Source organism: Thermus tenuipuniceus (assembly GCF_002964845.1).
Lineage (GTDB): Bacteria > Deinococcota > Deinococci > Deinococcales > Thermaceae > Thermus > Thermus tenuipuniceus.
Genome location: NZ_KZ672962.1, coordinates 1 through 24,277, shown reverse-complemented (window position 1 = coordinate 24,277; position 24,277 = coordinate 1). Strand labels below are relative to the sequence as shown.

Here is a 24,277-nt window from a genome sequence, read left to right as displayed (position 1 = left end):
ATTATGGCAGAAGGGGAAGGATGCCAAAGCGGATGGCGGCCTGGACTTCCTCCACAGGATGGGTGGCGTCCAGCACCCTGAAGCGCTCGGGCTCCGCCGCCGCCAGCTTTAGGTAGCCTTGGCGTACCCGCTGGAAGAAGAGTAGCCCCATCCTTTCCAAGCGGTCCGGGGCCGGTACCCGCTTAAGGGCTTCCTCCGGGGGCAGGTCCAGGAGGAAGGTGAGGCGGGGTTTCAAGCCCAGGGTGGCCTCCTTGGCCACCTCCTTAAGCCAGGGGAGGGGAAGGCCTTGGCCATAACCCTGGTAGGCCAGGCTGGAGTCCAGGTAGCGGTCGGAGATGACCCAAAAACCCTCCTCCAGGGCGGGAAGGATCACCCTGCGCACGTGTTCCGCCCGGTCGGCGCTGAAGAGGAGGTACTCGGCTTCCGGGGACAGGGCATCTCCCTTTAAAAGGAGGTCCCGTACCCCGGGAAGCCCCCCTCCGGGCTCCCGGGTCAGGCGCACTTTTATCCCCTTTTCCTCCAGGAACTGGGCCAGGAGCCGGGCCTGGGTGGTTTTGCCCGAGCCGTCCAGGCCCTCGAGGGTGAGGAAGAAGCCCTTCATAGCCCCGTGGGATGGTCCAGGAAGACCCAGGGCAGGCCAAAGCGGGCCTCCAGGTGCCGGGCCAGGGCCTTGACCCCGAAGACCTCGGTGTCGTAGTGGCCGGCGTAGATGACGTTTAAGCCCCGCTCAAAGGTTTCGTGGAAGACGCCGTGCTTGGGTTCCCCGGTGATGAAGAGGTCCGTGTCCACCTGGCCGATGAGGCTCGCTGCCCCGCCGGATACGATGGTCACCGTTTCCACCAGGCCTTTGCCCCCTTGGTGGACCAAGGGCTGCATCCCGGTGAGCTGGCCCAGCATGTCCGCCACCTGGACCAAGGGAGTGGGGAGGGGAAACCGCCCTTTCACCCCCACGTCGAAGGGCTCCAGCTCCACCAGGCCCAGGGCCCTGGCCAGCTCGTGGTTGTTGCCCACCTCAGGGTGGGCGTCTAGGGGAAGGTGGGCGGCATAGAGGTTGATGCCCCCTTGGAAGAGGCGTTCCAGGCGGCGCTTGTGGTGGCCCACGATGGGAAAGGGTTTACCCCAGAAAAGCCCGTGGTGGACCAAGAGGAAGTCCACCCCCTCCTCGAGGGCCTTCTGGAAGATGGCCTCGGCAGCGTCCACCGCCGCCCCCACCTTGCGCACCTCCCGCTTTCCCTCCACCTGCAGGCCGTTTAGGGAGAGGTCCTGGGGGAAGTCCTTCAGGCGCAGGTACGTGTCCAGGTAGTGCACCAGCTCATCCCGGTCCATGGCGCCCAGCTTACCGGAAAGGTGGACCTGGGGGCAGGCGAATGACCGGTCAGTATTATGGAGGCATGGGACCGGAAATCCTTTTCAAGCTTCGCTTCCTGTCGGACCTCACCCCTGGCCCCGATGGCTTCCCCCTTTTCCTGCTGACCGATATCCAAGAGGGGGACCCGCCCCGGTACCGCTCGAGGCTGGCCCTTTTTGACGGCACCTTGCGCCTTCTCACCCAGGAGGAAGCCAAAAAGCCCCGCTATGCCCCTCCTTACGTCTACTTCCTGCGGAAGGTAGGCGAAGTCCAGGAGCTTTTCCGCCTGGACCTAAGGGGTGGGGAGGCGGAGCGGCTTACGGAAACCCCGGGGGTCTTGGACTATGCCCTGGGCCCTGAAGGGGAGGTGGTCTTCCTGGCCCTGAAGGAGGCTCCCAAGCCGGGTAGTCCCCGGGTTTACGAGGGGTGGCCCTTCAAGTTTGACGGGCGGGGCCTCCTCCCCGAGGGGAATGTGGCCCTTTATGCCCTGGAGGGGGGTCAAAAGAGGCTTCTTCTGGACCGCTACCCTGCTCCCAAGGAGATGGTACCCTCCCCCGAGGGGCTTTACCTGGTAATGGCCGAGGATGGACAGGCCCAGGCGGAGTGGCGGGATACGCTGTATCTGCTTAAGGAAGGAGGGTTACAAAAAGTCTACGGTGGCTTCGGCCCCATCTTTGCCCTGGAGTGGAGCCCGGAAGGGCTTTTCTTCCTGGGCCACGCCTTTGAGCGGGGAGGGGGCACGGAGGCGAGGCTTTACCACCTGCATGGCGGGGAGGTTCGGGTTCTCTTCGAGGGGAGCCTGCACAACTCCATCAACTCCGATCTCCGCCACGGAGCCCATACCCAGGGTCCCAGGTGGGCTGGCAATGGGGTTTATATCGTGCGCACGGAGGAGGGGGTGGGAAGGCTTTACCGGGTGGGCCTCGAGGGAAAGGCCGAGGCCCTGGACGTGGAGGGGAGCGTCCTCTCCTTTGCCTACACAGAGCGGGGCCTCTTCCTCCTCACCGAGGACTTTACCCATCCGGCCCGGCTTTGGGGTCCCCTGGGGGTCTACGACCCCAACGAGGGGGTTTCCCTGCCCCTGGCCGAGCCCATCTACACCGAGTGGCCAAGCCCGGAAGGGCACCGGGTGCCGGGGTGGGTCCTGCTTCCGGAGGGGCAAGGACCCCACCCGGTCATCCTGTACATCCACGGGGGACCCCACACCGCCTTCGGGCGGGCACCCATGCTGGAGCTCCAGCTCTTCCGCCAGGCGGGGTATGCGGTGGCCTTCGCTAATCCAAGGGGGTCCACCGGCTACGGCCAGGACTTTGCCCTGCTCCAAGGGGAATGGGGGGAGGGGGACGAGCGGGACCTCCTGGGCTTCTTGGACCACGTCTTGGCCCGCTTCCCCCTGGATCCTGGCCGCGTGGGGGTGGCAGGGGGAAGCTACGGGGGCTATATGGTGAACTGGCTCACCGCCCGCCACCCGGAGCGCTTCAAGGCGGCGGTCACTGACCGGAGCATCGCCAACTGGTTCAGCTTCTTCGGGGCCAGCGACATCGGCCCCCGCTTCACCTTCATGGAACTTATGGCTAGGCCCTGGGAGAGGGCGGAAGTGCTTTGGGAGAAAAGCCCCTTACGCTATGTCCACCAGGTGCGGACGCCTACCCTGGTGGTTCACTCCGAGCAGGACCACCGTTGCCCTATAGACCAGGGGGAAACCTGGTACACCGCCCTCCTCCACCTGGGGGTGAAGGCCCGCTTTTTCCGGGTACCCGAGGAGGGGCACGAGCTTTCTCGCTCGGGCAGGCCAGACCGCAGGATCGCCCNCGGGGGGGGGGGCCCCGGAAGATCCCTACCTGCTTGATGTCCTGGGGCTCGATGTGCCGGTATAACGTCACCCCGCCCTGGCAGAGGCCGGGGCGGGGACCCTTGGCATTCCTTTAGGCCTGGCTTTCCGCCACCGGCTCGGGAATGGGGCCGAAGGTTTCCTCGTACCGGGCTACGTTTTCCGCCAGGCTCCGGAGAAGGGCCTTGGCGTGCTGGGGGCTCGTGATCACCCGGCTGACCACCATGGCCCCGCCCTGGGGTTGCAACAAGGCGAAGTCCAGGATGAACTCGTTCTTGGTGTGGGCGATGAGGGCCAGGTTGGTGTACCGGCCCAGGGCCACGTCCTTGTCGATTTGGATGTCCAGCTTTAGCTCGCTCATCTAAGCGCCTCCTCCAACTTGGGTACGGCCCTTTTCAAGGCTAGGCGTACCCGCCCCAGGCTTCTCACGCCGTCCAGAAGAAGGAGCAGGTGATAGCCAGGAAGGGGCACCAAAAGCAGGGCCCCCTCCGGGTACTCTACCATGACCTCCTCCACCCCTTCCTGGCCCAGGGTCTGGGCCAGGGCCTTGGCGGTGCCCAGCACCGTGGCCGCCCGGGCAGAAAGAAGGCTGGCTTCCGGGGCATCCTCTTCCCGGGCCTCTTCCACCACGAACCCGTCCTCGCTGAGGAGGGCGGCCACCCGTACCCCCTTGGTGGCCTTGAGTTCCTGTAGAGCTTGCTCCACCATGCCTCCTTAACCGTCAGAGGTTCTGCACCTTAAGGGCGATGCGGGTTAACTCCTGGCCCACGGCCTTGCGGTCCATGCCCCGCTCGATGACTGCCCCCAGGACGTACTCCCCCACCCTGAGGGCCAGGATCTCGTGGTTTTCCGTGGCCAGGGTGAAGCGGCGCACCTCCCCCGAGAGGGCTTCCGCCAAGGGGGTCATGTGCCGCACCAGGGAGGCCAGCTCCGCCGCCAGGACCTCGGCCGGGGGGTGGCCCCGGCCCAGGGCCTCGATGACCAGGCCGTCCAGGCCCGTGAGCACCGCCCGCTTGACGCCAAAGGGGGCCAGGCTCTCTAGGTAAGCCATCCCGCCACCTCCGCCAGCTTTTCCACGGCCTTGGCTGTCTGCAGACGCGCCTGGCCCAGGTTGGCTTCCGGTCCCAGGAGGAGAAGGAGGAAGAGCTCCTCGTGTCCCTTGCCTCGAGGCACGGGTCCCTGGGGTCGTGGGCCTGCCCTACGCACCACGTGGACATAGCCTACCACGGGGTGGCCCCCCACCAAAAGCTCGTGCACCCGGGGGGTGCCCAGGCTTCCGGCGTAGGCGGCCTTGGCCTGGCGCAAAAGGGCGGCGTGTTCCGCCACGGCCGCCTCGAGGTCCACCCGCCTGCGCCTGGCTCCTTCCACCAGGAGCCCATCCAGGGTGCCGATGGCGGCGGCAAAGGCTCCCTCTACCTGGTCCAGGAGGTGTTGCAAAAGCTCCTCCATGCCCTTTCCCCAGGGCCTAAAGGGGTTTCCTCCCCTCCAGGGCCCGGCCTAGGGTTACCTCGTCCACGTACTCCAGGCTTCCCCCCACGGGGAGGCCGTAGGCCAGGCGGCTGGCCCTGATCCCTCGGCGCTTGAGCTCCTCCGCCAGGAAAAGGGCGGTGGCCTCTCCCTCCACGGTCATGGAGGTGGCCAGGACCACCTCTTCCACCCCAGGAAGCCTGGTCCAGAGGCTTTCCAGGTTGAGCTCCCGTGGCCCAACCCCTTCTAAGGGGTTTAGGGCCCCGCCCAGCACGTGGTAAAGCCCGTGAAACTCGCCGCTCCTTTCCAGGGCATAGAGGTCAGAAACGGTTTCCACCACGGCGATTACCGACCGGTCCCGGGCTTCGTCCTGGCAGATGGGGCAGAGTTCCCCTTCCGCTAGGTTCCCGCAGATTCGGCAGATGCCCAAGGCCTTGAGCTCGGTCAAGGCCCTTTCCAGCTCCTCGGCCTCCTCCCGGTGGAAGGCCAGGTGAAGGGAAAGCTTCTGGGCCGTCTTGGGGCCGATCCCGGGCAGGCGGGAAAGGGCGCGGGCCAGCTTCAGGAGGCTTTCAGGGTACTTCATGGGTTCTTTCCCGGGGCCCCCGCCAGGGCGCTAGCCCTGGCGGGGCTTCAGAAAAGCTTGCCCAGCATCTGCCCCACGCCCCCCAGCTCCCGGGCCATCTCCTTCTCCGAAAGCTCGTGGGCCTTCCTCTGTGCGTCCTGGATGGCCACCAGCAGCAGGTCCTCCAGGCCCTCGAGGTCCTCCTGGAAGTTCGTGAGCACCTCGGGCTTTAACCGGACCGCCAGGATCTTGCCGTGGCCGTTGGCCTCCACCTCCACCAGGCCCTGGGCCGTGCCCACCACGGTCATGGTTTCCAGCCGCTCCTGGATCTCGGCGGCTTTCTTCTGGGCTTTCTGCGCTTCCTTCAAGAGCTTCTGCAGGTTCATGCTCCCTCCTCCCTGAGTATAGTGGAAGGCATGGAGCGCCCAAGAAGGCTGCGTTCGCCCCTTCTAAGGTCCTTGGTGGCGGAGGTGGAGCTTAGCCCAAGGCACCTGGTCCTGCCGGTCTTTGTGAAGGAGGGAGGGGAGCCGGAGGAGGTTTCCTCCATGCCCGGGGTCTTCCGGCATCCCCTGGCCCAGCTGCCCCACTTGGCGGAGGAGGTGCTCAAGGCGGGCCTGGGCGGGGCGATTCTCTTTGGGGTGTTGCCCGAGGAGGAGAAGGATTCCCTGGGGCATGGAGCCTATGCGGAAGAGGGCATCGTCCAGCGGGCCATCCGCCTTCTGAAGCGGGAGTTTCCCGAGCTTCTCGTCATGGCCGACACCTGCCTTTGCGAGTACACGGACCACGGCCACTGCGGGGTGGTGCGGGAAGGCCCCTTGGGGTTTTACGTGGATAACGACGCCACCCTGGAGCTTTTGGCCAAGACCGCCCTTTCCCAGGCCCAGGCGGGAGCGGATGTGGTGGCTCCCAGCGCCATGATGGACGGGCAGGTCAAGGCCATCCGGGAGGCCTTGGACCAGGGAGGCTTTGCCCACGTGCCCATCCTTTCCTATGCGGTGAAGTACGCCTCCGCCTTCTACGGCCCCTTCCGGGAGGCGGCAGGAAGCGCCCCCCAGTTCGGGGACCGCACGGGCTACCAGATGGATCCGAAGGCGGGCCTCTGGGATGCCTTGCGGGAGGCCAGCCTGGATGACCTCGAGGGGGCCGACATGCTCATGGTCAAGCCTGCCCTCCCTTACCTGGACGTGCTCTTCGCCCTTAAGGGGCGGTTTTCCAAGCCCCTTTTCGCCTACCAGGTATCCGGGGAGTACGCCATGCTGAAGGCGGCAAGCCAAAGGGGCTGGCTGGACGAAAGGAGGGCGGTTCTGGAAAGCCTGTACGCCCTAAGGCGGGCCGGGGCCCAGGGGATCCTTACCTACTACGCCCTGGAGGTGGCCCGCTGGCTAAAAGAGGCCTAAGCGCCCGTACACGGTGGTTGTCCCATCGGTAAAGGCCGAGACGGCTTGCTTATCGCTTCTTTAGGGTCCCCGTTGGGGCACAAGCCCCAACGGGGTACTTAGGCGCCCTGGGTTTGGCGGGCTTCCTGGGGTGCGGGGATGCCCCCCGTGAGGAGGGTGTAGCCTGCCGCCAGGCTCACCATGGCCCCCGCCAAGAGGAAGACCCTGGGGGCGCCCATGAGCCCCTCTAACGCCCCGCCCAGCATGGTGCCGATGAGGACGGCGGCGTTCATGACCGCGCCGAAGGCGGCAAAGATGCGTCCCCGCATCTCCTGGGGGGTGTTGAGCTGGAGGATGGAGCGGGCGGGGACGATAAAGGCCATGTTGAGGAAGCCCCCCAGGAAGAAGGCGGCCAGCACCCAGGCGTAGACCGGGAACAGGCCCACCGAGGCCTCAAAGGCGCCGAAGAGCAAGAGGCCGTAGAGGAAAAGCCTCTCCCGGGGAAGGCGCTTTAGGAGATAGGGGATGGCCAGCCCTCCCAGGATGGCCCCTAAGGCCATGGCCGCCTCCATGAAGCCGAAGCCCGCCGAACCCACCCCGAGCCACTTGATGGCCAGCACCACCCCCAAGGCGGTCTCCACGGAACCGAAGGCAGCGGCCGCGAAGAGGGTGCCCACCGCCCGGCGGAGGGCCGGATGGCCTGCAAGGTGGCCGATTCCCTCCTTCACCCGGGCGAAGAAGGCCGCCTTGGGAAGCCTCTGGGGCCTTAGGGAGGGAAGGCCCATCAGGATGAACCCTGAGGCCAGGTAGGTGGCGGCATCCAAATAGAAGGCAAAGGCAGGCCCCACCGCCGCCACCAGCACCCCCGCCACCCCCACGAAAAGCACCTCGGAAAGACGGTCGGCAAGAAGCACCAGGCTGTTGGCCTCATCCACCTCCTCCTTGGGCACCAGGTCGGGGACCACGGCGTTTTGGATGGGATCGTGAAGGTCCCGCAAAAGCTCGATGAGAAAGACCAGAAGGAGCAGGATGGGAAGGCTTTTGGCCCCAAGGAGGGGGATAAGGGCCACCAAAGGAGCTCGCAGGAGGTCGGACCATACGAGAAGGCGCTTGCGGTCCTGGGTATCGGCCCAGGCGGAAAGCAGGGGGGAGAAGACAACCGTGCCCAGAAGCTGCACCCCGAGGACCAAGGAGACCCAGAGGGCCTTTTCCGTGAGCAGGTAGACCAGAACCAGAAGGGCCACCCGGTGCACCTTGCTCCCCGCCTGAGAAACCAGGTAGGAGAGGATCAACCGGGCAAAGGCTTTGTGCCGCAAAACTTTCATACTACCCCCTTGCCCGGGAGTATACCAGGAATGGCTTTAAGTCAAGGGTTTTCCATCACCAGGTACGCAAGCCGCCTTCCCCCCCGGGCCAGGACCACGGTTCCCTCCGGAAGGCGGTAGACCAAGAGGTCCTTGAGCCTTCGCGGTATCTCGCCCGCCTGGCCCACGTAAAGGACGTCCTCCTGGGGGTCTCCGGAAGGGGCGTTCCTGGGACGCAGGGAGAGGACGGTTTGCCCCACCTTGAGGGCCAGGGGCTCGGCCCCGATGGAAAGCAGGTGCACTTCCCCCCCCAGGGTTTCCCGGGTGGGGGGGCGGCGGCCCAGATACTCCCTCAAGGCCTCCGCCAGGACCCGGGCTTCTTGCTCCTGCCCCAGGGCCTGGCCCACTTCCTGGAGGAGGGGGGTGGGATCCGCCCCACCCAGGCGCTTCAGGGCGAGCTCCAAAACCTTGCGGGCGAAGTCCTGCAGGGCTTCCCACGGGGCCTGGCGGTACTTCTCCGCCAGCTCGGGGCCAAAGGCCTGGGGGGTGAACTCGCCTTTCAAGCGGGCGGAGAAGGCCCTGAGGAGGCGCAGGTAGACGTAGTCCTGGTTGGGGCTTAGGAGAAGGGCCAGCATCCGCCCCTCGGCCAGGAGCTCGTAGAGCCTGAGCCCGCTTCGGGCCTCGAGCCTCAGGTGGAGGAGATCCCCCTCCCGCACCGCCAGGACCTCGAGGTCCTCCCAGGAGATCACCAAGGTGTCCTCCAGGATGTGGTCCTCGCCTGCCATCCCTAGGTGCCAGCTACCCTCCACCTGGCTTAGGGTGAGGGTGAGGGGACCCAAGGTGATGCGGCCGGGCTTCAAGGGGACGGTGAGGAGGCTTTCCCCCCCCTGGCCGGGTTCGGGGACCTTGGGCCAAGGGGTTTCCCCCTGGGGTGTGGGAAGGAGCTGGAGGAGGGCCAGTACCTTTTCCAGGGCCACGTGGAAACGGCGCCTTTCTTCCGCTAGGAGGAGCTCCCGCCGCCTTTCCTCCTGGGCCTCTTTCCTAAGGCGTTCTTCCAGCCTGGCGATCTCCAGGGCGCTCGCCCCCAGACGCTTGGCTTCCTCCAGGGCTTTTTTCAAGGGCATAAGGTCCCGCTTGGGGGGAAGGCCGTAGGCGTCGTCCCACTCCAGGATGCGGTTCAGGAAGCGGCGGATATAGGTGCGGGTTTCCTCAGGGGGCAGGGGGAGGTCCTGAGGTAGGTGCAGGGCGGTTTCCAAAAACTCCATCACCAGGGCCTCGGCCACCTTGGGGTCCTCGAGGTCCATGAGGCTGTCGGAGAGGGAGGGGATGGGGTGGGTGGGGTGGAAGCGAAAGAGGTTGAAGTCCCGCTTGAAGGTTTCCTTTTCCCGGTACTCCAGGTAGTTCTGCAAGAAGGCGTGGATGAGCCTGAGTTCCTCCCGCCTTCCGGCGAGGAGGTCCTTGGCCCGGGCCTTGGCCTCCCGCTCTGCCAGGAGGCGCCATACCTTTAAGGCGATGGCCCGCAAGGGGGAAGGCTTTTGGGTGGGAGTGGGTTCCTCCAGGTTCTCCAGGGCCGGGGTGGGGAGGTCCAGGGAAAGGGGCTCTGGGGGCGGGGAAGGGGTAAGGCTTTGCCGCAGGGCCCGGAAGCGGGCATCGGCCTGGCGGAAGCGCTTGGCCAAAGACCCTGGCAGGCGGGTTTGGATGAGGAAGGCCCTCAGTTGCAAAAGGGCCCTCTTCCCCCCCTTAGGAGTGCGGCCTGCGGCCAGGTCCTCCACCCGGTACTCGTAGAGGTCCACCAGGTCGGCCAGGTGCTCCACCCCTTCATCCTATAATGGGTCCGATGCGCCTTGCTCCCCGGTACAGCGTGGCCGCGGTCTCCCATGTGGGCCGCCGCCAGAACAACGAAGACTTCCACCGGGTGATGCGCCTCGAGGTTCCCCAGGGCAACCTCCTCCTCCTGGCGGTGGCCGACGGCATGGGAGGCATGGAAGCAGGGGAGTGGGCCAGCAAGGTGGCCATAGAGGCTCTTTCCGAGGCGGTGCGGGCCTATGCGGAGCACCTGAAGGGAGGCCGGCCAGCGGTGGGCCTATCCAAGGTGATGGAGAAGGCCTTCACCCTGGCGGCCAAGCGGGTGGAGAAGGAGGCGGAAAGGCTTGGGAAAAAGGGCATGGGCACCACCCTCACCGCCTTCCTCTATGCGGACTGGCTCAAGGAGGGGGTGGTGGGGCATATCGGGGACTCCCGGGCCTACCACCTCACCCCCAAGGGGCTTAAGCGGCTCACCGAGGATCACTCCTGGGTGGCGGAGCGCTTGAGGGAAGGGGTTCTGACCCGCACGGAGGCCGAGCGCCATCCCTACCGCAACGTCCTCACCCGGGCCTTGGGCCTGCCGGAAGCTCGCTTTGACCTCAAGGAGGTGCACTTGAGTCCGGGGGAAGGGGTGCTTTTGGTCACGGATGGGCTTTACGGCCTGGTGCCCGAGGAGGAGTGGGTCTTGGGCAAGGACCTGCAGGCGAGCCTCGAGGGCCTTCTGGCCGAGGCTTTGCGCCGGGGCGGGGACGACAACGTCACTGCCGTGGCCTTGAGGGTGGAGTGATGCAGGGGCTCCTGGCCTTCCTCCTGGTTCTCCTCACCGCAGCCCTGGCCTCTCGCCTTTCCCCTTGGCCCCTATGGTTCCTTCTGCTCCTCCTTTCGGGAGCCGCCTGGGCCACGGGGGCCCGGGCGGAGGTGGTTTTCCCCTGGCTGCTTATGGGCCTGGGGTTGCTGGCCTCACCCCGGGTCTACCTGGGTCCCCGGCGGAGGATCCCAAGGCGCTCCCGTACCCAGGGACGGGCTTCCTCCGGCTCCAAGACCACGGAGGAGGCCCGGGCTCTGGAAAAGCAGTACGAGATCCTGGAGAAGGTGGGCGTGGGGGGCATGGCCACCGTGTACAAGGCCAAGGACAAGAAAACCGGCCGCCTGGTGGCCCTCAAGGTGCCCCAGGAGCGCTTCCTGGGCGACCCCCGCTTCGTGCGCCGCTTCCACCGGGAAGCGGAGGTCCTGGCCAAGATGGACCATCCCAACATCGTCAAGGTCTACGACCATGGGCAGGTGGATGGGGTGCACTTCATCGCCATGGAGTACCTGGAGGGGGAGGGCCTGGACAAGCTCATAGAGGAAAGGCGCCTTTCCCTGAAGCAGGCGGCGGCCATCCTCGCCCGGGTGGCCGATGCCCTTAAGCACATCCACGCCCAGGGCATCGTCCACCGGGACATCAAGCCGGGAAACATCATGGTGCTCAAAGGGGCCCTCAAGGAGGATGGCGTGGACCCTAGGGGGGTGCGGCTCATGGACTTTGGCATCGCCGCCGGCAAGGTGCTCACCCGCCTTACCATCACCGGGGCCCGCATCGGCACCCCGGTCTACATGAGCCCGGAACAGGCCAAGGGGCAGAAGCTGGACCACCGATCGGACATCTACTCTTTGGGCATCGTCCTCTACGAGGCCCTCACTGGCCAGCCCCCCTTCACCGGGGGGTACGAGACCGTGATCCACCAGCAGATCTTCCAGGTGCCCACCCCCCCTAAGCAGCTCAATCCCCAGATTCCCCAGGTTCTTTCCGACCTGGTCTTGAAGATGCTGGAGAAGGACCCGGCCAAGCGCCTCTCCTTGGACGAGGTGATCCAGGGTCTTTCCGCCTCGTGGGAGGAGGAGCGGGGCCTGCCCCACCCCTTCTACCTGCTCTTGGGGGTGGAGGCCAAGAAGGGCACGGTGCGGCTTCTGGACCTTTCCGGTACCGCTGCCCGGCTCCTTTCCGGCATTGGCTCCGGCCCTGGGCAGTTTCCGGCCCCTCCCCTCGCGGTGGCCGCCGATCCCGAGGGGGGCATCTGGATCTCGGTTTTTGAGCACGGGGCCAAGCTCCTTCACCGTTTCTCTCCGGAAGGGGAGTTCCTCCTTTCCACCGGACCTTACGGCATGAAGCCCGGGGAGTTCCTCTTTCCCACGGCCCTGGCGGTGGCTAATGGTAGCCTGTTCGTCTTGGACTCGGAGACCGCCACGGTGAGCCGGCTCGATTTGAAGGGGCAGTACCAGGAGCGCTTTGGCGGCCAGGGGCCGGGCCGGGGCACCTTCCAGGATCCCAAGGCCCTGGTGGCCACGCCGGAGTTCCTTTTCGTCCTGGACTACGGCAACCGCCAGGTGCAGCGCCTGGCCCTGGATGGGCGCTACCTCTCCCGTTATGCCTTCCGCCGCTCCAAGGAAAGCGAGGAGCTAAGGCTTTTGGGAGGGGTAGGGGTAGAAGGGGAGAGGCTTTACCTCTACGATGTGGAGGCGGCCAAGGTGCGGGTGCTGGATCTGGCGGGATCCCTTCTTGCCTCCTACACCCTGCCCCTGTTGGAGGGGGAGGACCGCATGAGCCTGGTGGAGCTCCTGCCCTTTGGGGGCATCCTCTATGCGGCCAGGCGCGGGGCGAGTCGCATCCATCGCATAGACCTGAAGACCGGGGAGGCCCTGCCGCCCTTGGAGGTCTACGCTCCCGTGCGGGCCCTTGACCTTTGGCGGAACCCGGCATGAGGGTGCTTCTGGTGGAGGACGACCCAGGAGTGCGGGAGGCCTTGGAGCTTGGGCTTTCCCTCGAGGGGCACGAGGTCAAGGCCACGGAGAACCCGCAGGAAGCCCTAAGCCTCCTTCCCTGGGCGGAGGTGGTGGTTTTGGACGTGCTTCTGCCCGAAAGGGATGGCTTTTCCCTGCTTAGGGATATCCGGGCTCGCTCGGAGGTGCCCGTGCTGATGCTCACCGCCTTGGATGCGGTGGAGTGGCGGGTAAAGGGCCTCAAGGAGGGGGCGGACGACTACCTGGTGAAGCCCTATAGCCTCTCCGAGCTCCTGGCCCGCCTCGAGGCCCTCTGGCGCCGCGCCCATAGGGGGAAGGAGGCCCCGGAGGTTTTGGCCTACAAGGACCTGAGGCTTTATCCCAGGCGCATGGAGGCCTTCCGGGGGGAGAGGAGGCTTTCCCTTCCCCCCAAGGCGTTCCTCCTCCTGAAGGCCTTTCTGGAGTCCCCGGAGGAGGTGCTTTCCAAGGAGGCTTTGATGCTGAGGGTCTGGGGGGAGGGGGTGGATCCCGCCACCTTGGAGGTGCACCTCTCCCTCTTAAGGAAGGCCCTGGGGGAGCCCAACCCCATCCAGACGGTGCGCGGCTATGGCTACCGCCTTTTCCTCCCTTAGGGGGAGGCTTTTTGCCCTTCTCTTCCTGGCCCTCTTGCTTCTGGCCCTGCCCCTGGCCTTTCTTTCCGCCAGGGAGGCGGAAAGGGCTGCCAGCGAGGACCTGCGCCGGGCCCTTTACACTCGGCTTTACCTCCTTGGGGAGGAGGGGCCTGGGGAAGAGGAGGCCCTCCTTCTCGAGCTTTTCCGCCTGGCCCAGGTCTATGGGGGCGGCACGGGCTTCGTGATAGGGAAGGAGGGCGTGGCCTTCACCGAGGTGCCCTCCCCCAACCTCCCCCCTGGTCTCCTCGAGGCCCTTGCCCAGGGACGAACCTACCAGGGAGTGTGGCGGGGGGTGCTTTACGTGGCCCTGCCCCGGGAGGAGGGAGGGTTCGGCCTGGCGGTCCCCTTGGAGGGAGTCGCCGGCCTGGGGCGGAGGCTCCTCCTCCTTTACGCCACCTGGGGTGGAGGGGTACTTTTGGCCATCTTTCTGCTCTCCGCCCTGGGGCTCGCCTGGGCCCTTCGCCCCCTAGGGCAACTGGCCAAGCTCCTGGAGGCCCGGCGGCCTGAGGACCTAAGCCCCCTTCCCGACCCGGGCCTGGCGGAACTGAGGCCCTTGGTGTGGGCCTTGAACAGCCGCCTGGTCCAGGTGGAGGGGCTTCTTAGGGAGCTTTCCGAGAAGGAGGAGGCGGCCCGCCGGTTTGCCCGCCATGCCTCCCACGAACTTCGCAATCCCCTGGCTGCCTTGAAGGGGTACTTGGAGGTGCTCCTGCGCAAGCCCGAGCCCAGGGCCCTCACCGGGGCCTTACGGGAGGCGGAAAGGATGGAGGCCTTGCTCTCCGGGCTCCTCAGGCTATCCCGCCTCGAGGCCACCTCTCCCCAGCTTGCCCCCCTGGACCTGCGGGCTTTTTTGGAGAGGTGGGGTGTGGAGGTGGAAGGGGAAGGCCAGGTCCTGGCGGACCCCGAGCTTTTGGCCCTGGCGGTGGAAAACGTGTTGGATAACGCCCGCCGCCACGGGAAACTGCCCCTTAAGGCCAGGATCCAGCGGGACAAGGAGGGGGTTTGGCTTTGGCTTGTGGACTCCGGGCCCGGCTTCCCCAAGGACCTCTTGCCCCGGGCCTTGGAGCCCTTTGTCCATGGGGGAAAGGGCACGGGCCTAGGCCTGGCCTTGGTGGCGGCGGTGGCCCGGGCCCATGGGGGAAGGGCGTGGGTGGAGAACCGGGGCGGGGCGGCGGTGGGGCTCTACCTGCCTTTGGCTTCCCTTAAGGTTTCGCCCGATGCGCCCTTTAGCCAGAGGGGATAGCCTCCGGTTCGGAGGTGATAGGGAATGAAACAGGTGCTCATGGGTTTGGTTCTCCTGATGGCGGGCCTTTCCTTGGCCCAAGGCACGGATTACCGGCAGGCGGCGGTAGCCTCGGCGGCCTTGGCCAGGCTCCAGGCGGTGGCCCAGGGGGCCACGGGGGAGGAAAAGCTTCTCGCCTGGGCCAAGGAGGTGAAGGCCCGGGCGGAGAAGAGCTACGAGGCCAAGGCATACTTTAAGGCGGCGCGGGAGGCCCAGGCCGCCCTTCTCCTCTTCCGGGCAGCCTCAGGGGAACCCCAGGTGCGGGCCCGGGGGCCGAGGCCAGCCCCCCGTATGGGGATGGGGATGCACCATCCCTTTGGACCCAGGGCTCATGCCTTTGCCCCGTGGGGTAAGGGGCGGGAGGGCCTGGATGCCCGCTTGACCCAGCGGGTGCCGAGTGTGGTGGACCGGGCGGAGAAGGAGCTGGCCTACTACCGGGCCCAGGACAACCTGGTGAAGGATCTGGTGGCCGAGGCCAAGAATAGGCTTTCCAAGGAGCCTGGCCGGGCCTTCCTGGTGGCCCGGGCGGCCTTGGCCCTGATCTCGGCGGAGCGGGGCTTCTAAGGCTGGATCTGCCAAACTAAGGAAGGATGCGGTGGCTTGGGGTCTTCCTCCTCCTGGCCCTCGGGGGCTGGGCCCTGGGGGAGGAGGGCCCCAAGGGCTTTGGCCCCTTGCCCGAAGAGGTGCTGACCCAGTGCTTTAAGGTGGTGCGGACCCTCGAGGTCCAGGCCCTCTACCGGGAAGGGGATACCCTGGTCCTGGTCCTGGGCCAGGCAATGGGGGAGAGGCCCCTGCTTCTGTTGGCCCTCGAGGGGGGCAGGCCCATGCCCTACATGGGCCCCATCCGCGGAAAGCCCATGCGGATGCGCCCCTTTTTCTTCCTGCGGGAGCTCTCCCTGGCCCGGCGGGTTCTGGTCCTGCCGGAGGGGTACCGCTGTTTCGTCCTCCACCGGGGGCGGGTGGTGGGGGTGTTGCGTCTGGGCTTGGATCTCACTCCCCTGCCCCTTTCCCCGGAAGCTATTCCCTGATATAGCTCCAACCTGGTTTTCGCCGGGTTGGAGGCCCCGGGAGATCCCTTCCGCAAGCCTTTTTCTTGGAGGGTGTAAGGGGTAGGGTTCGGCACGAAAGGGTACAACGGGTTCCCGGGCTTTCCGGTTTTAAAATGCCCCCATATGAAGCCTGGTCTCTATCCCCTCCTGGGCCCTCCCGCTTCGGGGAAGACCACCCTGGCCCGGGAATGGGCCCTGGAGGTCCTGAAGCGGCGGGGGAGGGTCTACTGGGTGGGTCTGCCCCACCAAAGGGCCTATGTGTACCGCCTTTTCGGGGTTGAAGGGGCGCTGCTGGGCCTGGAGTTCATGTCCTTCCAGGCCCTTTACTACCGGGTGCTGGCGGAGGTGGGCCGGCTTGGGCCCTTGCTTCCCGGGGCGGGAAGGGTGGCCCTGGTGGGGAAGGCCCTTAGAAGCTTCTACGGGGAAGGGATCGCTCCCGGGGAGGCCCGGCTTTTCGCCCGGGCGATAGCGGAACTCAAGCGCTTTGGCCTCTCCCCCTTCGCCCTGCCCAAGGAGGGGGAAGCGGGAAGGCTCAGGCGGGTCTACTTCGCCTACGAGCGCCTGAAGGGGAAGGCCTTGGACTACGACGACTTCCGCCACCGGGCGGGCCGCGTGCCCCTTCGTCTTTTCCCAAGGCCGGACCTGGTGGTGGTGGATGGCTTTAGGGAGGTGGGTCCTTTGGACCTCCGCTTCCTTAAGCGCCTGGCCCGGGAGGTGCCCGTCCTCCTCACCCTGGAGCTTCTTCCGGAGGGGCTGGAACCCTGGCAGACCCTTTCCCCCAGGCCGGTGAAGAAGGAGGTCTGGGCCCTGGCCAACCCCGTGGAGGAGGCCCGCCACCTCCTAAGGGCCCTGAAGCGGGCCCTGGCCCCCAAGGCCTTGGGTGGCGAGGGCCTGGACCCCTTTGCGGTGATGGTGGTGGCCCCGGAGGACCGCATCCCTGGGCTTCTCCTCCTGGGGGACGAGTACGGCCTGCCCCTCTACGACGGCCGGGAAAGGGCCTTGGCCGATACCGAAGAGGGGGAGAGGGTCCTGGCCCTTTTGAACCCTTTCCCCACGGGGCGCGACCTTTTGGCCCTGGGGTTTGCCGCCCTGGGGCGAAAGGCCTTGCGGCTGGGGCTTGCAGGGGAGGAGGCCCTGAGGCTTTTGGCAGAGAGGGAGGGGCTTCTTCCAGAGTGGGAGGGGTTTGTGGCCCTGCGCACCCCGGGGCCCGACCTCCTGGCCTGGGGGGAGGCGGTGCTGGAGCGGCTTGGGGTGGCGGCCAAGGAGCCTTTTCTCTCCCGGCTGCGCCTGGCCCTGCGGGCGGATGCGGGGGATCCCCTGGCCTGGTGGCGGAGCCTCCTGCTGGACGAAACCCTGCCCCCGGAGCCCCCTCGAGGGGTGGCCCTCCTTCCCCCTTTGCGGGCCACGGGGGTGCGGGCGGAGCGGGCCTATGTGCTGGACTGGGTGGCGGGGCGCTACACCCTGGGGGAGGGGGAGGATTACTTCCTCCTGGAGGAGCTCAGGGAGAGGGGGCTTCTCCAAGGGCTCCCCCGGCGCCTGCGGGGCCTGGACCCCCTTTTCCTGGAGGAGCTTGCCACGCGGGGGGAAGAGGTGTATTTGCTTTACCCGGAGGCCGGGCCCTCGGGGGCCTACGAGCCCCTGGAGCGGGGGGTGAGGCCCGCACCCCTGCCCCCTGCAAGCCGCCTCGAGGCCCTGCCGGAGGATCCCTTCGTCCCGCCCCTGCCCACCTCGCAGGCCCCCCCGGCCCATCTGGAGGTCCTCCGCCGCCACGGGGAGTGCCCCTTCCGTACCTATCTGGAGCGCTTCCCCCTCCGCGCAGAGGACAGTGCCTTGGGCTGGCACCTTTTCCCGGACCGAATGGGCGAGCTTGCCCAGCACCCGGAGGTGGGCCCTTGGTTGATCCTCCACCAGGAGCACTTGCGAGACATGGTTTTTTGGGCCCTTTGGCCAGGGGGACGTTTTGCCCTGCGCCTGGACGGGGTGCGCCGGGAGGCAGGGGGAAGGGTGGTCCACCTCTACCGCCTCCTTCCTCCCGGGAAGGATCCCGACCTGGGGCCCCAACGGCGTTGGACCGAATGGTACGCTCTCGGCGCCTTCTTGCAGAGGAAGGAAGTGGAAGAGGTCCACCTTTGGACCTGGCCTTTTTTGGGGAAGCCCCGTCCCTACCGCAAGACACCTTACCGCAAAGGCGAAAAACCCCCTCAGTTGGAGGAGGTGCGCTGGCAGGTGGAAAAGGCCCTTACCCGTTGGCGGGAGGGGGTGTTTTCTCCCAAGCCCGGCTCCCACTGCTGGGCCTGCGGCCTGGAGGACATCTGCCGCAAGGAGGAAGCATGAGGCTCTACGTGGCTTCCGCAGGCACCGGGAAGACCCACGCCCTGGTGCAGGAGCTTTTGGCCCTCCTGCGCGGGAGGGTGCCCCTAAGGCGCATGGCCGCGGTCACCTTCACCCGCAAGGCGGCGGAGGAGCTCAGGCGGCGCATCCAGGAGGAGGTGGCCAACCTCCCCCCAAGCCCCTGGGCGGAGGAGGCCAGGCGGGAGGCGTACGGGGCGGTCTTCACCACCATCCACGGCTTCATGGCGGAGGCGCTCCGCCACGCCGCCCCCCTTCTCTTCCTGGACCCGGACTTCGCCCTTTTCGACGAGTTTTTGGCCGAGGCCCTCTTCTTGGAGGAGGCGCGAAGCCTCCTCTACCTCAAGGACTTGGACCCAGCGTTGGAGAAGCCCCTTCGCACCCTTTACAAAAAGCGCTCCCTGGCCGAGGCGTACCGGCCCCTGCCCGGGGCGGAAGGGCTCCTTGCCCTCTACCAGGAGGCCCTTCAGGGCTACCGCCGCCGTACCCGGGAAGCCCTAGGGCCTTCCGACCTCGAGGCCCTGGCCCTGCGCCTGCTGGAAGCCCCTCGGGCGCTGGAGCGGGTGGTGGAGCGCTTTCCCCACCTCCTGGTGGACGAGTTCCAGGACGTGAACCCCCTGCAGGGCCGCTTCTTCCAGGCCCTGGAGGCCGCGGGCGCCCAGGTGGTGGCGGTGGGGGACCCCAAGCAGTCCATCTACCTCTTCCGCAACGCCCGGGTGGAGGTTTTCCGCCAGGCCCTGGGGGAGGCGGAAGAGGTCCGCCGCCTGGAGGAAACCAGGCGCCACGCCCAGGCGGTGGCCCACTTCCTGAACCGCTTTGTGGGGCGTTTCTTTCCCGAGTCCGAGCGGGTGCCGGTGGTGCCCCTGCGGGCGGAGGAGGGCCGGGTGGAGGTCCACTGGGTGGTGGGGGAGGGGCCCTTGGACCGGAAGCGGGAAGGGGAGGCGGCCCTCCTGGCGGAGCGCCTGCGGGCGCTTTCCGGCCAGGGCTACGCCTTCTCCGACATGGCGGTCCTGGTGCGGAGCCGCAGGAGCCTGCCCTTCCTGGAAAGGGCCTTCCGGGCCCTGGGGGTGCCCTACGTCCTAAGGCGGGGGCAAAGCTTTTTCCGCCGCCCCGAGGTGCGGGACGTCTACCACGCCCTCCGCCTGGCCCTCCTGGAAGGCCCCCCGAGCCCCGAGGAGCGCCTCTCCCTCCTGGCCTTCCTGCGGGGGCCTTTCCTGGGCCTGGACCTGGGGCAGGTGGAGGAGGCCCTGCAGGCGGAAGACCCTGTGCCCCTCCTTCCCTTAGAGGTGCAGACGCGGCTGGATGGGCTCAAGGCGCTTGCGGGCCTGCGTCCTTTGGAGGCCTTGAAGGCCCTGGCCCGGGACGAGGCCTTCCTCAGGCGGCTTTCCCGAAGGGCCCGGGCCAACCTGGACACCCTCCTCCTCCTGGCCGCCTCCCAGCGCTTCCCCGACCTCGAGGCCCTCCTGGAGTGGCTCAAGGTGCGGGCCGAGGACCCGGAAACCTCCGAGCTCCCCGAGGGGGGAGAAGGGGTAGCCCTCCTCACCGTCCACGCGGCCAAGGGCCTGGAGTGGCCGGTGGTGGCGGTCTTTGACCTGGCCCGGGGGGAGGGGGGAAGGCCGGAGCCACTCCTGGTGGGCTTGGACGGGGAGGTGGCCTTGGAGGGTACGGACGCCCACCAAGACCTGAAGCGGGCCCTGGACCGGGCCCAGGAGGAGGAGTCCCTGCGCCTCCTCTACGTGGCCCTCTCCCGCGCCCGGGACGCCCTCCTCCTCACGGGAAGCCTTTCCGAACGGCCTGGACCCTGGGCCAAGGCCCTCATGGACCTGGGCCTGGGGCCCATGGACCGGGACCCCCTGGTGCACGGCCACCCCTGGGCGGACCTTCCCCCCTTGCCTCCACCACCCCCCCCGGCCGCACCCCCGCCCCCTGCCCCTTACGCGGAGCGCCGCATTCCCCCTAGGCGCCTTCCCCCGGTCTACTCCCCCAGCGCCTACCGCAAGGGGGAGGGGGAGCCCCTGGTCCTTTCCCAGGCCCTCGAGGCCGAAACCCTCCCCGAGTACCCCCGGGCCCTAGGCACCCTGGTGCACTACGCCTTGGCCCGCAACCTGCACCCGGGGAACGAGGGGGCCATGCGGGCCCTCCTCCTGCAGGAGGTGGCCTTCCCCTTCTCCGAGGAGGAGCAAAAGCGCCTCCTTGCGGAGGTGCGGTTCCTCCTTTGGAACCACCGGCGCATGCTGGGGGAAGTCCTTCCCGCTTTGGAAAACCGGGAGGAGGACCACGCTGAGCTTCCCCTGGTCCTGCCCCTTGCGGGCACCGTCTGGCACGGGGTTCTGGACCGGCTTTACCGGGTGGGGGACAGGTGGTACCTGGAGGACTACAAGACCGACCAGAGGATGGCCCCGGGGCATTACCGCTTGCAGTTAGCCCTTTACTGGGAGGCGGTGCGGCGGGCCTGGGGGGTGGAGGCCGAGGCCCGTTTGGTTTATTTAAGGCACGAAAAGGTTCACGTCTTCTCGCCAGAGGAGCTTCAGGAAGCCCTTCTGGAGTTGGAAAAAGCCCCCGGGATCCTCTCCCGGGGGCTTGAGCCGGACCCTTAGCGCTTGGAGTACTGGGGTGCCCGGCGGGCCTTGTGCTTGCCGTACTTCTTCCGCTCCACCACCCGCGCGTCCCGGGTGAGGAAGCCCAGGGGCTTCAGCTTGGCGCGGTAGTCGGGGTTGTAGCGGAGGAGGGCCCGGGCCACTCCCAGCTTGATGGCGTCGATCTGGCCGCTCTTGCCGCCCCCCTTCACGGTGATGTAGGCGTCAAAACGTCCCAGGGCATCCACGGCCCTCAGGGGCTCGAGGGCCGCCACCGCCCTTACCAAGCCCTGGAAATAGTCCTGGAAGTCCTGGCCGTTCACGGTGACCTTGCCGCTTCCGGGCCTTAAAAAGACCCTGGCCACCGCCTCCTTGCGCCTACCGGTGCCGTAGTACTGCTCCATCACTTGACCTCCAGCTTAACGGGTTTCTGGGCCTGGTGGGGATGGGTGGGGCCGGCGTAGACCTTGAGGCGCTTGAAGAGCCTCCGCCCCAGAGGCCCCTTGGGGAGCATGCCCTTCACCGCGTGCTCCAGCACCCTCTCCGGGTGGGTGGCCAGCATCTTCTCCGCGGGGATCTCCTTGAGGCCCCCCTGGTAGCCGCTATACCGGGTGTAGATCTTCTGCTTCAGCTTCTTGCCGGTGAGGCGGACCTTGTCGGCGTTCACCACTACCACGAAGTCGCCCATGGGGAGGTTGGGGGTCCAGTCGGGGCGGTGCTTGCCCCTGAGCAACGTGGCGATCTGGGTGGCGAGCCGCCCCAAGGTCTTGCCCTCGGCGTCTATGAGAACCCACCGGGGTTCGATCTCCTTGGGTATGTACGTCTTGGGCTGCATGCGTTTGGGCCCTCCTTCAACTCTGTGCGCCAGGCACCATGTTCTTGCCGGGGGATCGGGGGACCCCGCAAGAACGCCAAAGGAAACTGTACCATAACCCCGGGGTCTTTTGCCAGATGTGGTAGGCTGAAGTCCCGTGAACGGGGTTTCCGAGAGCACGCAAAGGCCGAGGAAGTACGTGTTTGTCACCGGGGGTGTGGTGTCCAGCCTGGGCAAGGGCATCCTCACCTCTTCCCTGGGAGCCCTCTTTCGGGCCCGGGGGTATAGGGTTACCGCCATCAAGATCGACCCCTACGTGAACGTGGATGCGGGGACCATGCGTCCCTATGAGCACGGGGAGGTCTTCGTCACCGCCGACGGGGCGGAAACCGACCTGGACATCGGCCATTACGAGCGCTTCCTGGACCTGGACCTCTCCCGGGGCAACAACCTCACCACGGGCCAGGTCTACCTTTCCGTCATCCAGAAGGAGCGCCGGGGGGAGTACCTTTCCCAGACGGTGCAGGTGATTCCCCACATCACCGACGAGATCAAGGACCGCATCCGCAAGGTGGCGGAGGAGCAGGGGGCCGAGGTGGTGGTGGTGGAGGTGGGGGGCACGGTGGGGGATATCGAGAGCCTTCCCTTCCTGGAGGCCATCCGCCAGTTTCGCTTTGACGAGGGGGAGGAGAACACCTTCTACATCCACCTCACCCTGGTCCCCTACCTGGAAACCAGTGGGGAGTTCAAGACCAAGCCCACCCAACACTCCGTGGCCACCCTTAGGAGCGTGGGCATCCAGCCCGATGCCATCGTTCTCCGCTCCGTGAAACCGGTGCCGGAGGAGGTGCGCAAGAAGGTGGCCCTCTTCACCAACGTGCGCCCGGGGCATGTGTTCAGCAGCCCCAATGTGGAGCACATTTACGAGATACCCCTCCTCCTCGAGGAGCAGGGCCTGGGCCAGGTGGTGGAAAGGGCCCTGGGCCTCGAGGCCGTCTTCCCCAACCTTTCCTTCTGGCAGGAGGCGGTGAGGGTTTTGAAGCACCCCGAACGCACCGTGAGGATCGCCATTGCCGGTAAGTACGTGAAGATGCCGGACGCCTATCTCTCCCTTCTGGAGGCCTTGAAGCATGCGGGCATCCGGCACGGGGCCCGGGTGGAGGTGAAGTGGGTGGACGCCGAGGCCCTGGAGGGCGCGGACCTGGACGAGGCCTTCCGCGACGTGGCGGGCATCCTGGTGCCCGGGGGTTTTGGGGTGCGGGGCATCGAGGGCAAGGTGCGGGCGGCCCAGTACGCCCGGGAGCGGAAGATCCCCTACCTCGGCATCTGCCTGGGCCTGCAGATCGCGGTGATCGAGTTCGCCCGGAACGTGGCCGGGCTCAAGGGGGCCAACTCCACGGAGTTTGACCCCTACACCCCCCACCCCGTCATCGACCTCATGCCCGAACAGCTGGAGGTGGAGGGCCTGGGGGGCACCATGCGCCTGGGGGACTGGCCCATGCGCATCCGCCCGGGTACCCTCCTACACCGCCTTTACGGGAAGGAGGAGGTGCTGGAGCGCCACCGCCACCGGTACGAGGTGAATCCCCTCTATGTGGACCAGCTGGAGCAGGCTGGGCTGGTGATCTCCGCCACCACCCCGGGCATGCGGGGCCGGGGGGCGGGGTTGGTGGAGGCCATAGAGCTTAAGGACCATCCCTTCTTCCTGGGTCTGCAAAGCCACCCCGAGTTCAAGAGCCGGCCCATGCGCCCCTCCCCTCCCTTCGCGGGCTTCGTGGAAGCGGCGTTAAAGCACGCAGGTCTTTAAAGCAGACTTCGGGCGAACTGCCGGGCCACACGTCCGGAGAAGCCTTTTTGCAGGGCAAAACGCAGGGCCTCCCTTTCCTCCTCCGGGGTCAAGGAGCGGCCCAGGTGGTGGGCCACCGCCTTCAGGTAAAGGGTCTTGTCAAAGGGGGGGAAGGTGAGGACCAGTCCGAAGCGCTCGGAGAGGGCCAGGGTGTCCTGAAGCTCATCCCAGGCGGTGGGGTCGGCCCCGGGTAGGGGGTTTTCCCCAGTCTGACGCACCAGGTGGCGACGGTTGGAGGTGGCCAGCAAGAGAACGTTTTCCGGAGGGTCTTCCAGGCTTCCTTCCAGGAGGGCCTTCAGGTGGTGGAAGGCTTCCTCCTCGGGGTCCAGGGAGAGGTCGTCCAGGAAGAGGAAGAAGCGATGGGGAAGGAGGGCCAGCCTTTCCAGTAGGTTTTCCAGGTGGGCTAGGGCCTTGGGCTCCACCTCCACCATGCGGGCTTCTCTAAGGTGCAAAAGACTCTTGGCGGCGGTGCTTTTGCCCGTGCCTCGGGCCCCGTAGAGGAGGGTGTGGAGGGCGGGTTTTCCCGAGAGGAAACGGAGGGCATTGGCCCTAAGGGCCTTAAGCTGCTCCTCGTAGCCCAGAAGTTCGTCCTCCCGGGGCAGGCGGTAGCGTTCCAGGGGGTGGACCTCGCCAGCGAAGCGGAAGGCCCGGTAGAGGGCAAAGGGATAGGGCCCGTGGGCTTGGAGCACCTGGGCCAGGGCCTCGGGGTCACGGGTGAGGAGGGCGGCCAAAGCCCCTTCCTCAGCGGGGTGGGGGGGGCGTTCCCCCAGGTCGGCTAAAGGGTACTCCCTCCGCCTTCCCTCCAGTTCCCGGGAGAGGACCTCGAGGTCCTGCCGTATCAGCTGAAGAAGCCCCGGGGTGGGCCTTAAAGCCCGCCAGGCCCAGGGGGCTTTGAGGAGGCTTTGGGCGAAGGCGTAGCCCCAGGGTTCACCCCGGGGCAGGTCCAGGTCCAGGAGGTCCAGGGGGGTCTTGGGAAACCTCATGGGCCCCATGGTAAAGGAAAACCCCCGGGGCCTTCCCCGGGGTTCCGTGGTGGGCCGCACAGGACTCGAACCTGTAACCCACCGATTAAGAGTCGGTTGCTCTACCGGTTGAGCTAGCGGCCCAAGGTGTGCACGGCGTCGGCCTTGACGCCAAAAGCCAGTGTAGCCTTCCCTCAAGGCTCTGTCAAGGCGGTGTAATTGGCCACCACATTTGAGACACCTTGGGGAACCGACTCCCTCCGTATCTTAGCCAAGA

Annotated in this window: 23 protein-coding genes, 1 tRNA gene and 1 pseudogene; 11 read left to right on the top strand and 14 right to left on the bottom strand. The window is 66.6% G+C overall.

Annotation, left to right across the window (positions count from 1 at the left end):
- Position 1: 1 nt before the first annotated feature.
- Together tmk and C2847_RS02735 are read right to left on the bottom strand one after the other, a co-directional pair.
- A complete protein-coding gene (tmk, locus tag C2847_RS02740) occupies positions 2-601 on the bottom strand; it encodes a dTMP kinase (RefSeq protein ID WP_105316960.1) in 600 nt (199 codons plus the stop codon).
- Entirely contained in the window at positions 598-1,326 is a 729-nt protein-coding gene (locus tag C2847_RS02735) for a Nif3-like dinuclear metal center hexameric protein (RefSeq protein WP_105316959.1), read from the bottom strand. Before C2847_RS02735 ends, tmk begins: the two co-directional genes overlap by 4 nt.
- Before the next feature lie 65 nt (positions 1,327-1,391).
- Between C2847_RS02735 and C2847_RS02730 the strand changes: the two are divergent.
- Positions 1,392-3,159 (top strand): annotated as a pseudogene (locus C2847_RS02730) (S9 family peptidase); the annotation flags it as partial.
- A gap of 114 nt (positions 3,160-3,273) precedes the next feature.
- On the opposite strand, the gene C2847_RS02725 reads toward C2847_RS02730, so the two are convergent.
- From C2847_RS02725 to C2847_RS02700, 6 genes are read right to left on the bottom strand one after another with little or no spacing between them, the layout of a single operon-like run.
- Positions 3,274-3,540 carry a DUF3467 domain-containing protein gene (locus C2847_RS02725; RefSeq protein WP_015718004.1) on the bottom strand — a complete coding sequence of 89 codons (267 nt, stop codon included), beginning with the start codon at positions 3,538-3,540 and terminating at the stop codon, positions 3,274-3,276.
- A complete protein-coding gene (locus tag C2847_RS02720; RefSeq protein ID WP_425275072.1) occupies positions 3,537-3,887 on the bottom strand; it encodes a roadblock/LC7 domain-containing protein in 351 nt (116 codons plus the stop codon). Before C2847_RS02720 ends, C2847_RS02725 begins: the two co-directional genes overlap by 4 nt.
- 13 nt (positions 3,888-3,900) lie before the next feature.
- Entirely contained in the window at positions 3,901-4,230 is a 330-nt protein-coding gene (locus C2847_RS02715) for a roadblock/LC7 domain-containing protein (protein ID WP_105316957.1), read from the bottom strand.
- Positions 4,218-4,628, bottom strand: a complete 411-nt coding sequence (locus C2847_RS02710; protein ID WP_105316956.1) for a roadblock/LC7 domain-containing protein — start codon at positions 4,626-4,628, stop codon at positions 4,218-4,220. The genes C2847_RS02715 and C2847_RS02710 overlap by 13 nt, the downstream gene beginning before the upstream one ends.
- A 16-nt stretch (positions 4,629-4,644) precedes the next feature.
- Positions 4,645-5,229: a recombination mediator RecR gene (recR, locus tag C2847_RS02705; protein ID WP_105316955.1), complete on the bottom strand. Its 585-nt coding sequence runs from the start codon at positions 5,227-5,229 to the stop codon at positions 4,645-4,647.
- A 47-nt stretch (positions 5,230-5,276) separates the two neighbouring features.
- On the bottom strand, positions 5,277-5,594 hold the full coding sequence (locus C2847_RS02700) for a YbaB/EbfC family nucleoid-associated protein (protein WP_105316954.1): 318 nt from the start codon (positions 5,592-5,594) through the stop codon (positions 5,277-5,279).
- 30 nt (positions 5,595-5,624) lie between these two features.
- Between C2847_RS02700 and hemB the strand changes: the two genes are divergently transcribed.
- On the top strand, positions 5,625-6,605 hold the full coding sequence (hemB, locus tag C2847_RS02695; RefSeq protein ID WP_105316953.1) for a porphobilinogen synthase: 981 nt from the start codon (positions 5,625-5,627) through the stop codon (positions 6,603-6,605).
- Between the two features lie 98 nt (positions 6,606-6,703).
- Here hemB and C2847_RS02690 read toward each other — a convergent pair whose 3' ends face one another.
- Both C2847_RS02690 and C2847_RS02685 read right to left on the bottom strand, forming a co-directional pair.
- Positions 6,704-7,909, bottom strand: coding sequence for an MFS transporter (locus C2847_RS02690; protein WP_105316952.1), 1,206 nt, complete (start codon positions 7,907-7,909; stop codon positions 6,704-6,706).
- A gap of 41 nt (positions 7,910-7,950) precedes the next feature.
- Positions 7,951-9,702: a hypothetical protein gene (locus C2847_RS02685; RefSeq protein ID WP_105316951.1), complete on the bottom strand. Its 1,752-nt coding sequence runs from the start codon at positions 9,700-9,702 to the stop codon at positions 7,951-7,953.
- 23 nt (positions 9,703-9,725) lie between these two features.
- Between C2847_RS02685 and C2847_RS02680 the strand changes: the two genes are divergently transcribed.
- The 8 genes from C2847_RS02680 to C2847_RS02645 all read left to right on the top strand — a co-directional run bounded on the left by C2847_RS02680 (position 9,726) and on the right by C2847_RS02645 (position 20,399).
- Complete coding sequence (locus tag C2847_RS02680; protein WP_164835616.1) at positions 9,726-10,481, top strand: PP2C family protein-serine/threonine phosphatase; 756 nt, start codon at positions 9,726-9,728, stop codon at positions 10,479-10,481.
- Positions 10,481-12,436 (top strand): protein kinase domain-containing protein, encoded by a 1,956-nt coding sequence (locus tag C2847_RS02675; protein ID WP_105316949.1) that lies wholly within the window; start codon positions 10,481-10,483, stop codon positions 12,434-12,436. The genes C2847_RS02680 and C2847_RS02675 overlap by 1 nt, the downstream gene beginning before the upstream one ends.
- On the top strand, positions 12,433-13,086 hold the full coding sequence (locus tag C2847_RS02670; RefSeq protein ID WP_105316992.1) for a response regulator transcription factor: 654 nt from the start codon (positions 12,433-12,435) through the stop codon (positions 13,084-13,086). The genes C2847_RS02675 and C2847_RS02670 overlap by 4 nt, the downstream gene beginning before the upstream one ends.
- Positions 13,061-14,365 carry a sensor histidine kinase gene (locus tag C2847_RS02665; protein WP_105316948.1) on the top strand — a complete coding sequence of 435 codons (1,305 nt, stop codon included), beginning with the start codon at positions 13,061-13,063 and terminating at the stop codon, positions 14,363-14,365. Before C2847_RS02670 ends, C2847_RS02665 begins: the two co-directional genes overlap by 26 nt.
- 24 nt (positions 14,366-14,389) lie before the next feature.
- Complete coding sequence (locus C2847_RS02660) at positions 14,390-14,968, top strand: hypothetical protein (protein WP_105316947.1); 579 nt, start codon at positions 14,390-14,392, stop codon at positions 14,966-14,968.
- A 26-nt stretch (positions 14,969-14,994) separates the two neighbouring features.
- Positions 14,995-15,432 carry a hypothetical protein gene (locus C2847_RS02655; RefSeq protein ID WP_105316946.1) on the top strand — a complete coding sequence of 146 codons (438 nt, stop codon included), beginning with the start codon at positions 14,995-14,997 and terminating at the stop codon, positions 15,430-15,432.
- 144 nt (positions 15,433-15,576) lie between these two features.
- Entirely contained in the window at positions 15,577-17,787 is a 2,211-nt protein-coding gene (locus C2847_RS02650; RefSeq protein ID WP_105316945.1) for a PD-(D/E)XK nuclease family protein, read from the top strand.
- The gene (locus tag C2847_RS02645) at positions 17,784-20,399 is read left to right on the top strand and encodes a UvrD-helicase domain-containing protein (protein WP_105316944.1); all 2,616 of its coding nucleotides are present in this window, start codon (positions 17,784-17,786) and stop codon (positions 20,397-20,399) included. Before C2847_RS02650 ends, C2847_RS02645 begins: the two co-directional genes overlap by 4 nt.
- On the opposite strand, the gene rpsI is transcribed toward C2847_RS02645, so the two are convergent.
- Positions 20,396-20,782, bottom strand: coding sequence for a 30S ribosomal protein S9 (gene rpsI, locus C2847_RS02640; protein WP_105316943.1), 387 nt, complete (start codon positions 20,780-20,782; stop codon positions 20,396-20,398). The genes C2847_RS02645 and rpsI overlap by 4 nt on opposite strands.
- Positions 20,782-21,213 (bottom strand): 50S ribosomal protein L13, encoded by a 432-nt coding sequence (rplM, locus tag C2847_RS02635; RefSeq protein ID WP_105316942.1) that lies wholly within the window; start codon positions 21,211-21,213, stop codon positions 20,782-20,784. Before rplM ends, rpsI begins: the two co-directional genes overlap by 1 nt.
- Positions 21,214-21,349: 136 nt before the next feature.
- Between rplM and C2847_RS02630 the strand changes: the two genes are divergently transcribed.
- Positions 21,350-22,999, top strand: coding sequence for a CTP synthase (locus C2847_RS02630; RefSeq protein ID WP_105316941.1), 1,650 nt, complete (start codon positions 21,350-21,352; stop codon positions 22,997-22,999).
- Here C2847_RS02630 and C2847_RS02625 read toward each other — a convergent pair.
- Positions 22,996-24,021, bottom strand: a complete 1,026-nt coding sequence (locus C2847_RS02625; RefSeq protein ID WP_164835615.1) for a DUF815 domain-containing protein — start codon at positions 24,019-24,021, stop codon at positions 22,996-22,998. The two genes, C2847_RS02630 and C2847_RS02625, sit on opposite strands and share 4 nt — an antisense overlap.
- A 47-nt stretch (positions 24,022-24,068) precedes the next feature.
- A tRNA-Lys gene (locus C2847_RS02620) sits at positions 24,069-24,144 on the bottom strand.
- Positions 24,145-24,277: the final 133 nt, after the last annotated feature.

Bases quoted from the DNA above. Each gene is read 5' to 3' on its own strand.
- C2847_RS02650 (WP_105316945.1), top strand. From the start codon at position 15,577: ATGAAGCCTGGTCTCTATCCCCTCCTGGGCCCTCCCGCTTCGGGGAAG.
- C2847_RS02735 (WP_105316959.1), bottom strand. From the start codon at position 1,326: ATGGACCGGGATGAGCTGGTGCACTACCTGGACACGTACCTGCGCCTG.
- C2847_RS02690 (WP_105316952.1), bottom strand. From the start codon at position 7,909: ATGAAAGTTTTGCGGCACAAAGCCTTTGCCCGGTTGATCCTCTCCTAC.
- C2847_RS02715 (WP_105316957.1), bottom strand. From the start codon at position 4,230: ATGGCTTACCTAGAGAGCCTGGCCCCCTTTGGCGTCAAGCGGGCGGTG.
- C2847_RS02645 (WP_105316944.1), top strand. From the start codon at position 17,784: ATGAGGCTCTACGTGGCTTCCGCAGGCACCGGGAAGACCCACGCCCTG.
- hemB (WP_105316953.1), top strand. From the start codon at position 5,625: ATGGAGCGCCCAAGAAGGCTGCGTTCGCCCCTTCTAAGGTCCTTGGTG.
- tmk (WP_105316960.1), bottom strand. From the start codon at position 601: ATGAAGGGCTTCTTCCTCACCCTCGAGGGCCTGGACGGCTCGGGCAAA.
- C2847_RS02670 (WP_105316992.1), top strand. From the start codon at position 12,433: ATGAGGGTGCTTCTGGTGGAGGACGACCCAGGAGTGCGGGAGGCCTTG.
- rplM (WP_105316942.1), bottom strand. From the start codon at position 21,213: ATGCAGCCCAAGACGTACATACCCAAGGAGATCGAACCCCGGTGGGTT.
- C2847_RS02675 (WP_105316949.1), top strand. From the start codon at position 10,481: ATGCAGGGGCTCCTGGCCTTCCTCCTGGTTCTCCTCACCGCAGCCCTG.
- C2847_RS02665 (WP_105316948.1), top strand. From the start codon at position 13,061: ATGGCTACCGCCTTTTCCTCCCTTAGGGGGAGGCTTTTTGCCCTTCTC.
- recR (WP_105316955.1), bottom strand. From the start codon at position 5,229: ATGAAGTACCCTGAAAGCCTCCTGAAGCTGGCCCGCGCCCTTTCCCGC.
- C2847_RS02660 (WP_105316947.1), top strand. From the start codon at position 14,390: ATGAAACAGGTGCTCATGGGTTTGGTTCTCCTGATGGCGGGCCTTTCC.
- C2847_RS02680 (WP_164835616.1), top strand. From the start codon at position 9,726: ATGCGCCTTGCTCCCCGGTACAGCGTGGCCGCGGTCTCCCATGTGGGC.
- C2847_RS02720 (WP_425275072.1), bottom strand. From the start codon at position 3,887: ATGGTGGAGCAAGCTCTACAGGAACTCAAGGCCACCAAGGGGGTACGG.
- C2847_RS02655 (WP_105316946.1), top strand. From the start codon at position 14,995: ATGCGGTGGCTTGGGGTCTTCCTCCTCCTGGCCCTCGGGGGCTGGGCC.
- C2847_RS02710 (WP_105316956.1), bottom strand. From the start codon at position 4,628: ATGGAGGAGCTTTTGCAACACCTCCTGGACCAGGTAGAGGGAGCCTTT.
- C2847_RS02625 (WP_164835615.1), bottom strand. From the start codon at position 24,021: ATGAGGTTTCCCAAGACCCCCCTGGACCTCCTGGACCTGGACCTGCCC.
- C2847_RS02725 (WP_015718004.1), bottom strand. From the start codon at position 3,540: ATGAGCGAGCTAAAGCTGGACATCCAAATCGACAAGGACGTGGCCCTG.
- rpsI (WP_105316943.1), bottom strand. From the start codon at position 20,782: ATGGAGCAGTACTACGGCACCGGTAGGCGCAAGGAGGCGGTGGCCAGG.
- C2847_RS02700 (WP_105316954.1), bottom strand. From the start codon at position 5,594: ATGAACCTGCAGAAGCTCTTGAAGGAAGCGCAGAAAGCCCAGAAGAAA.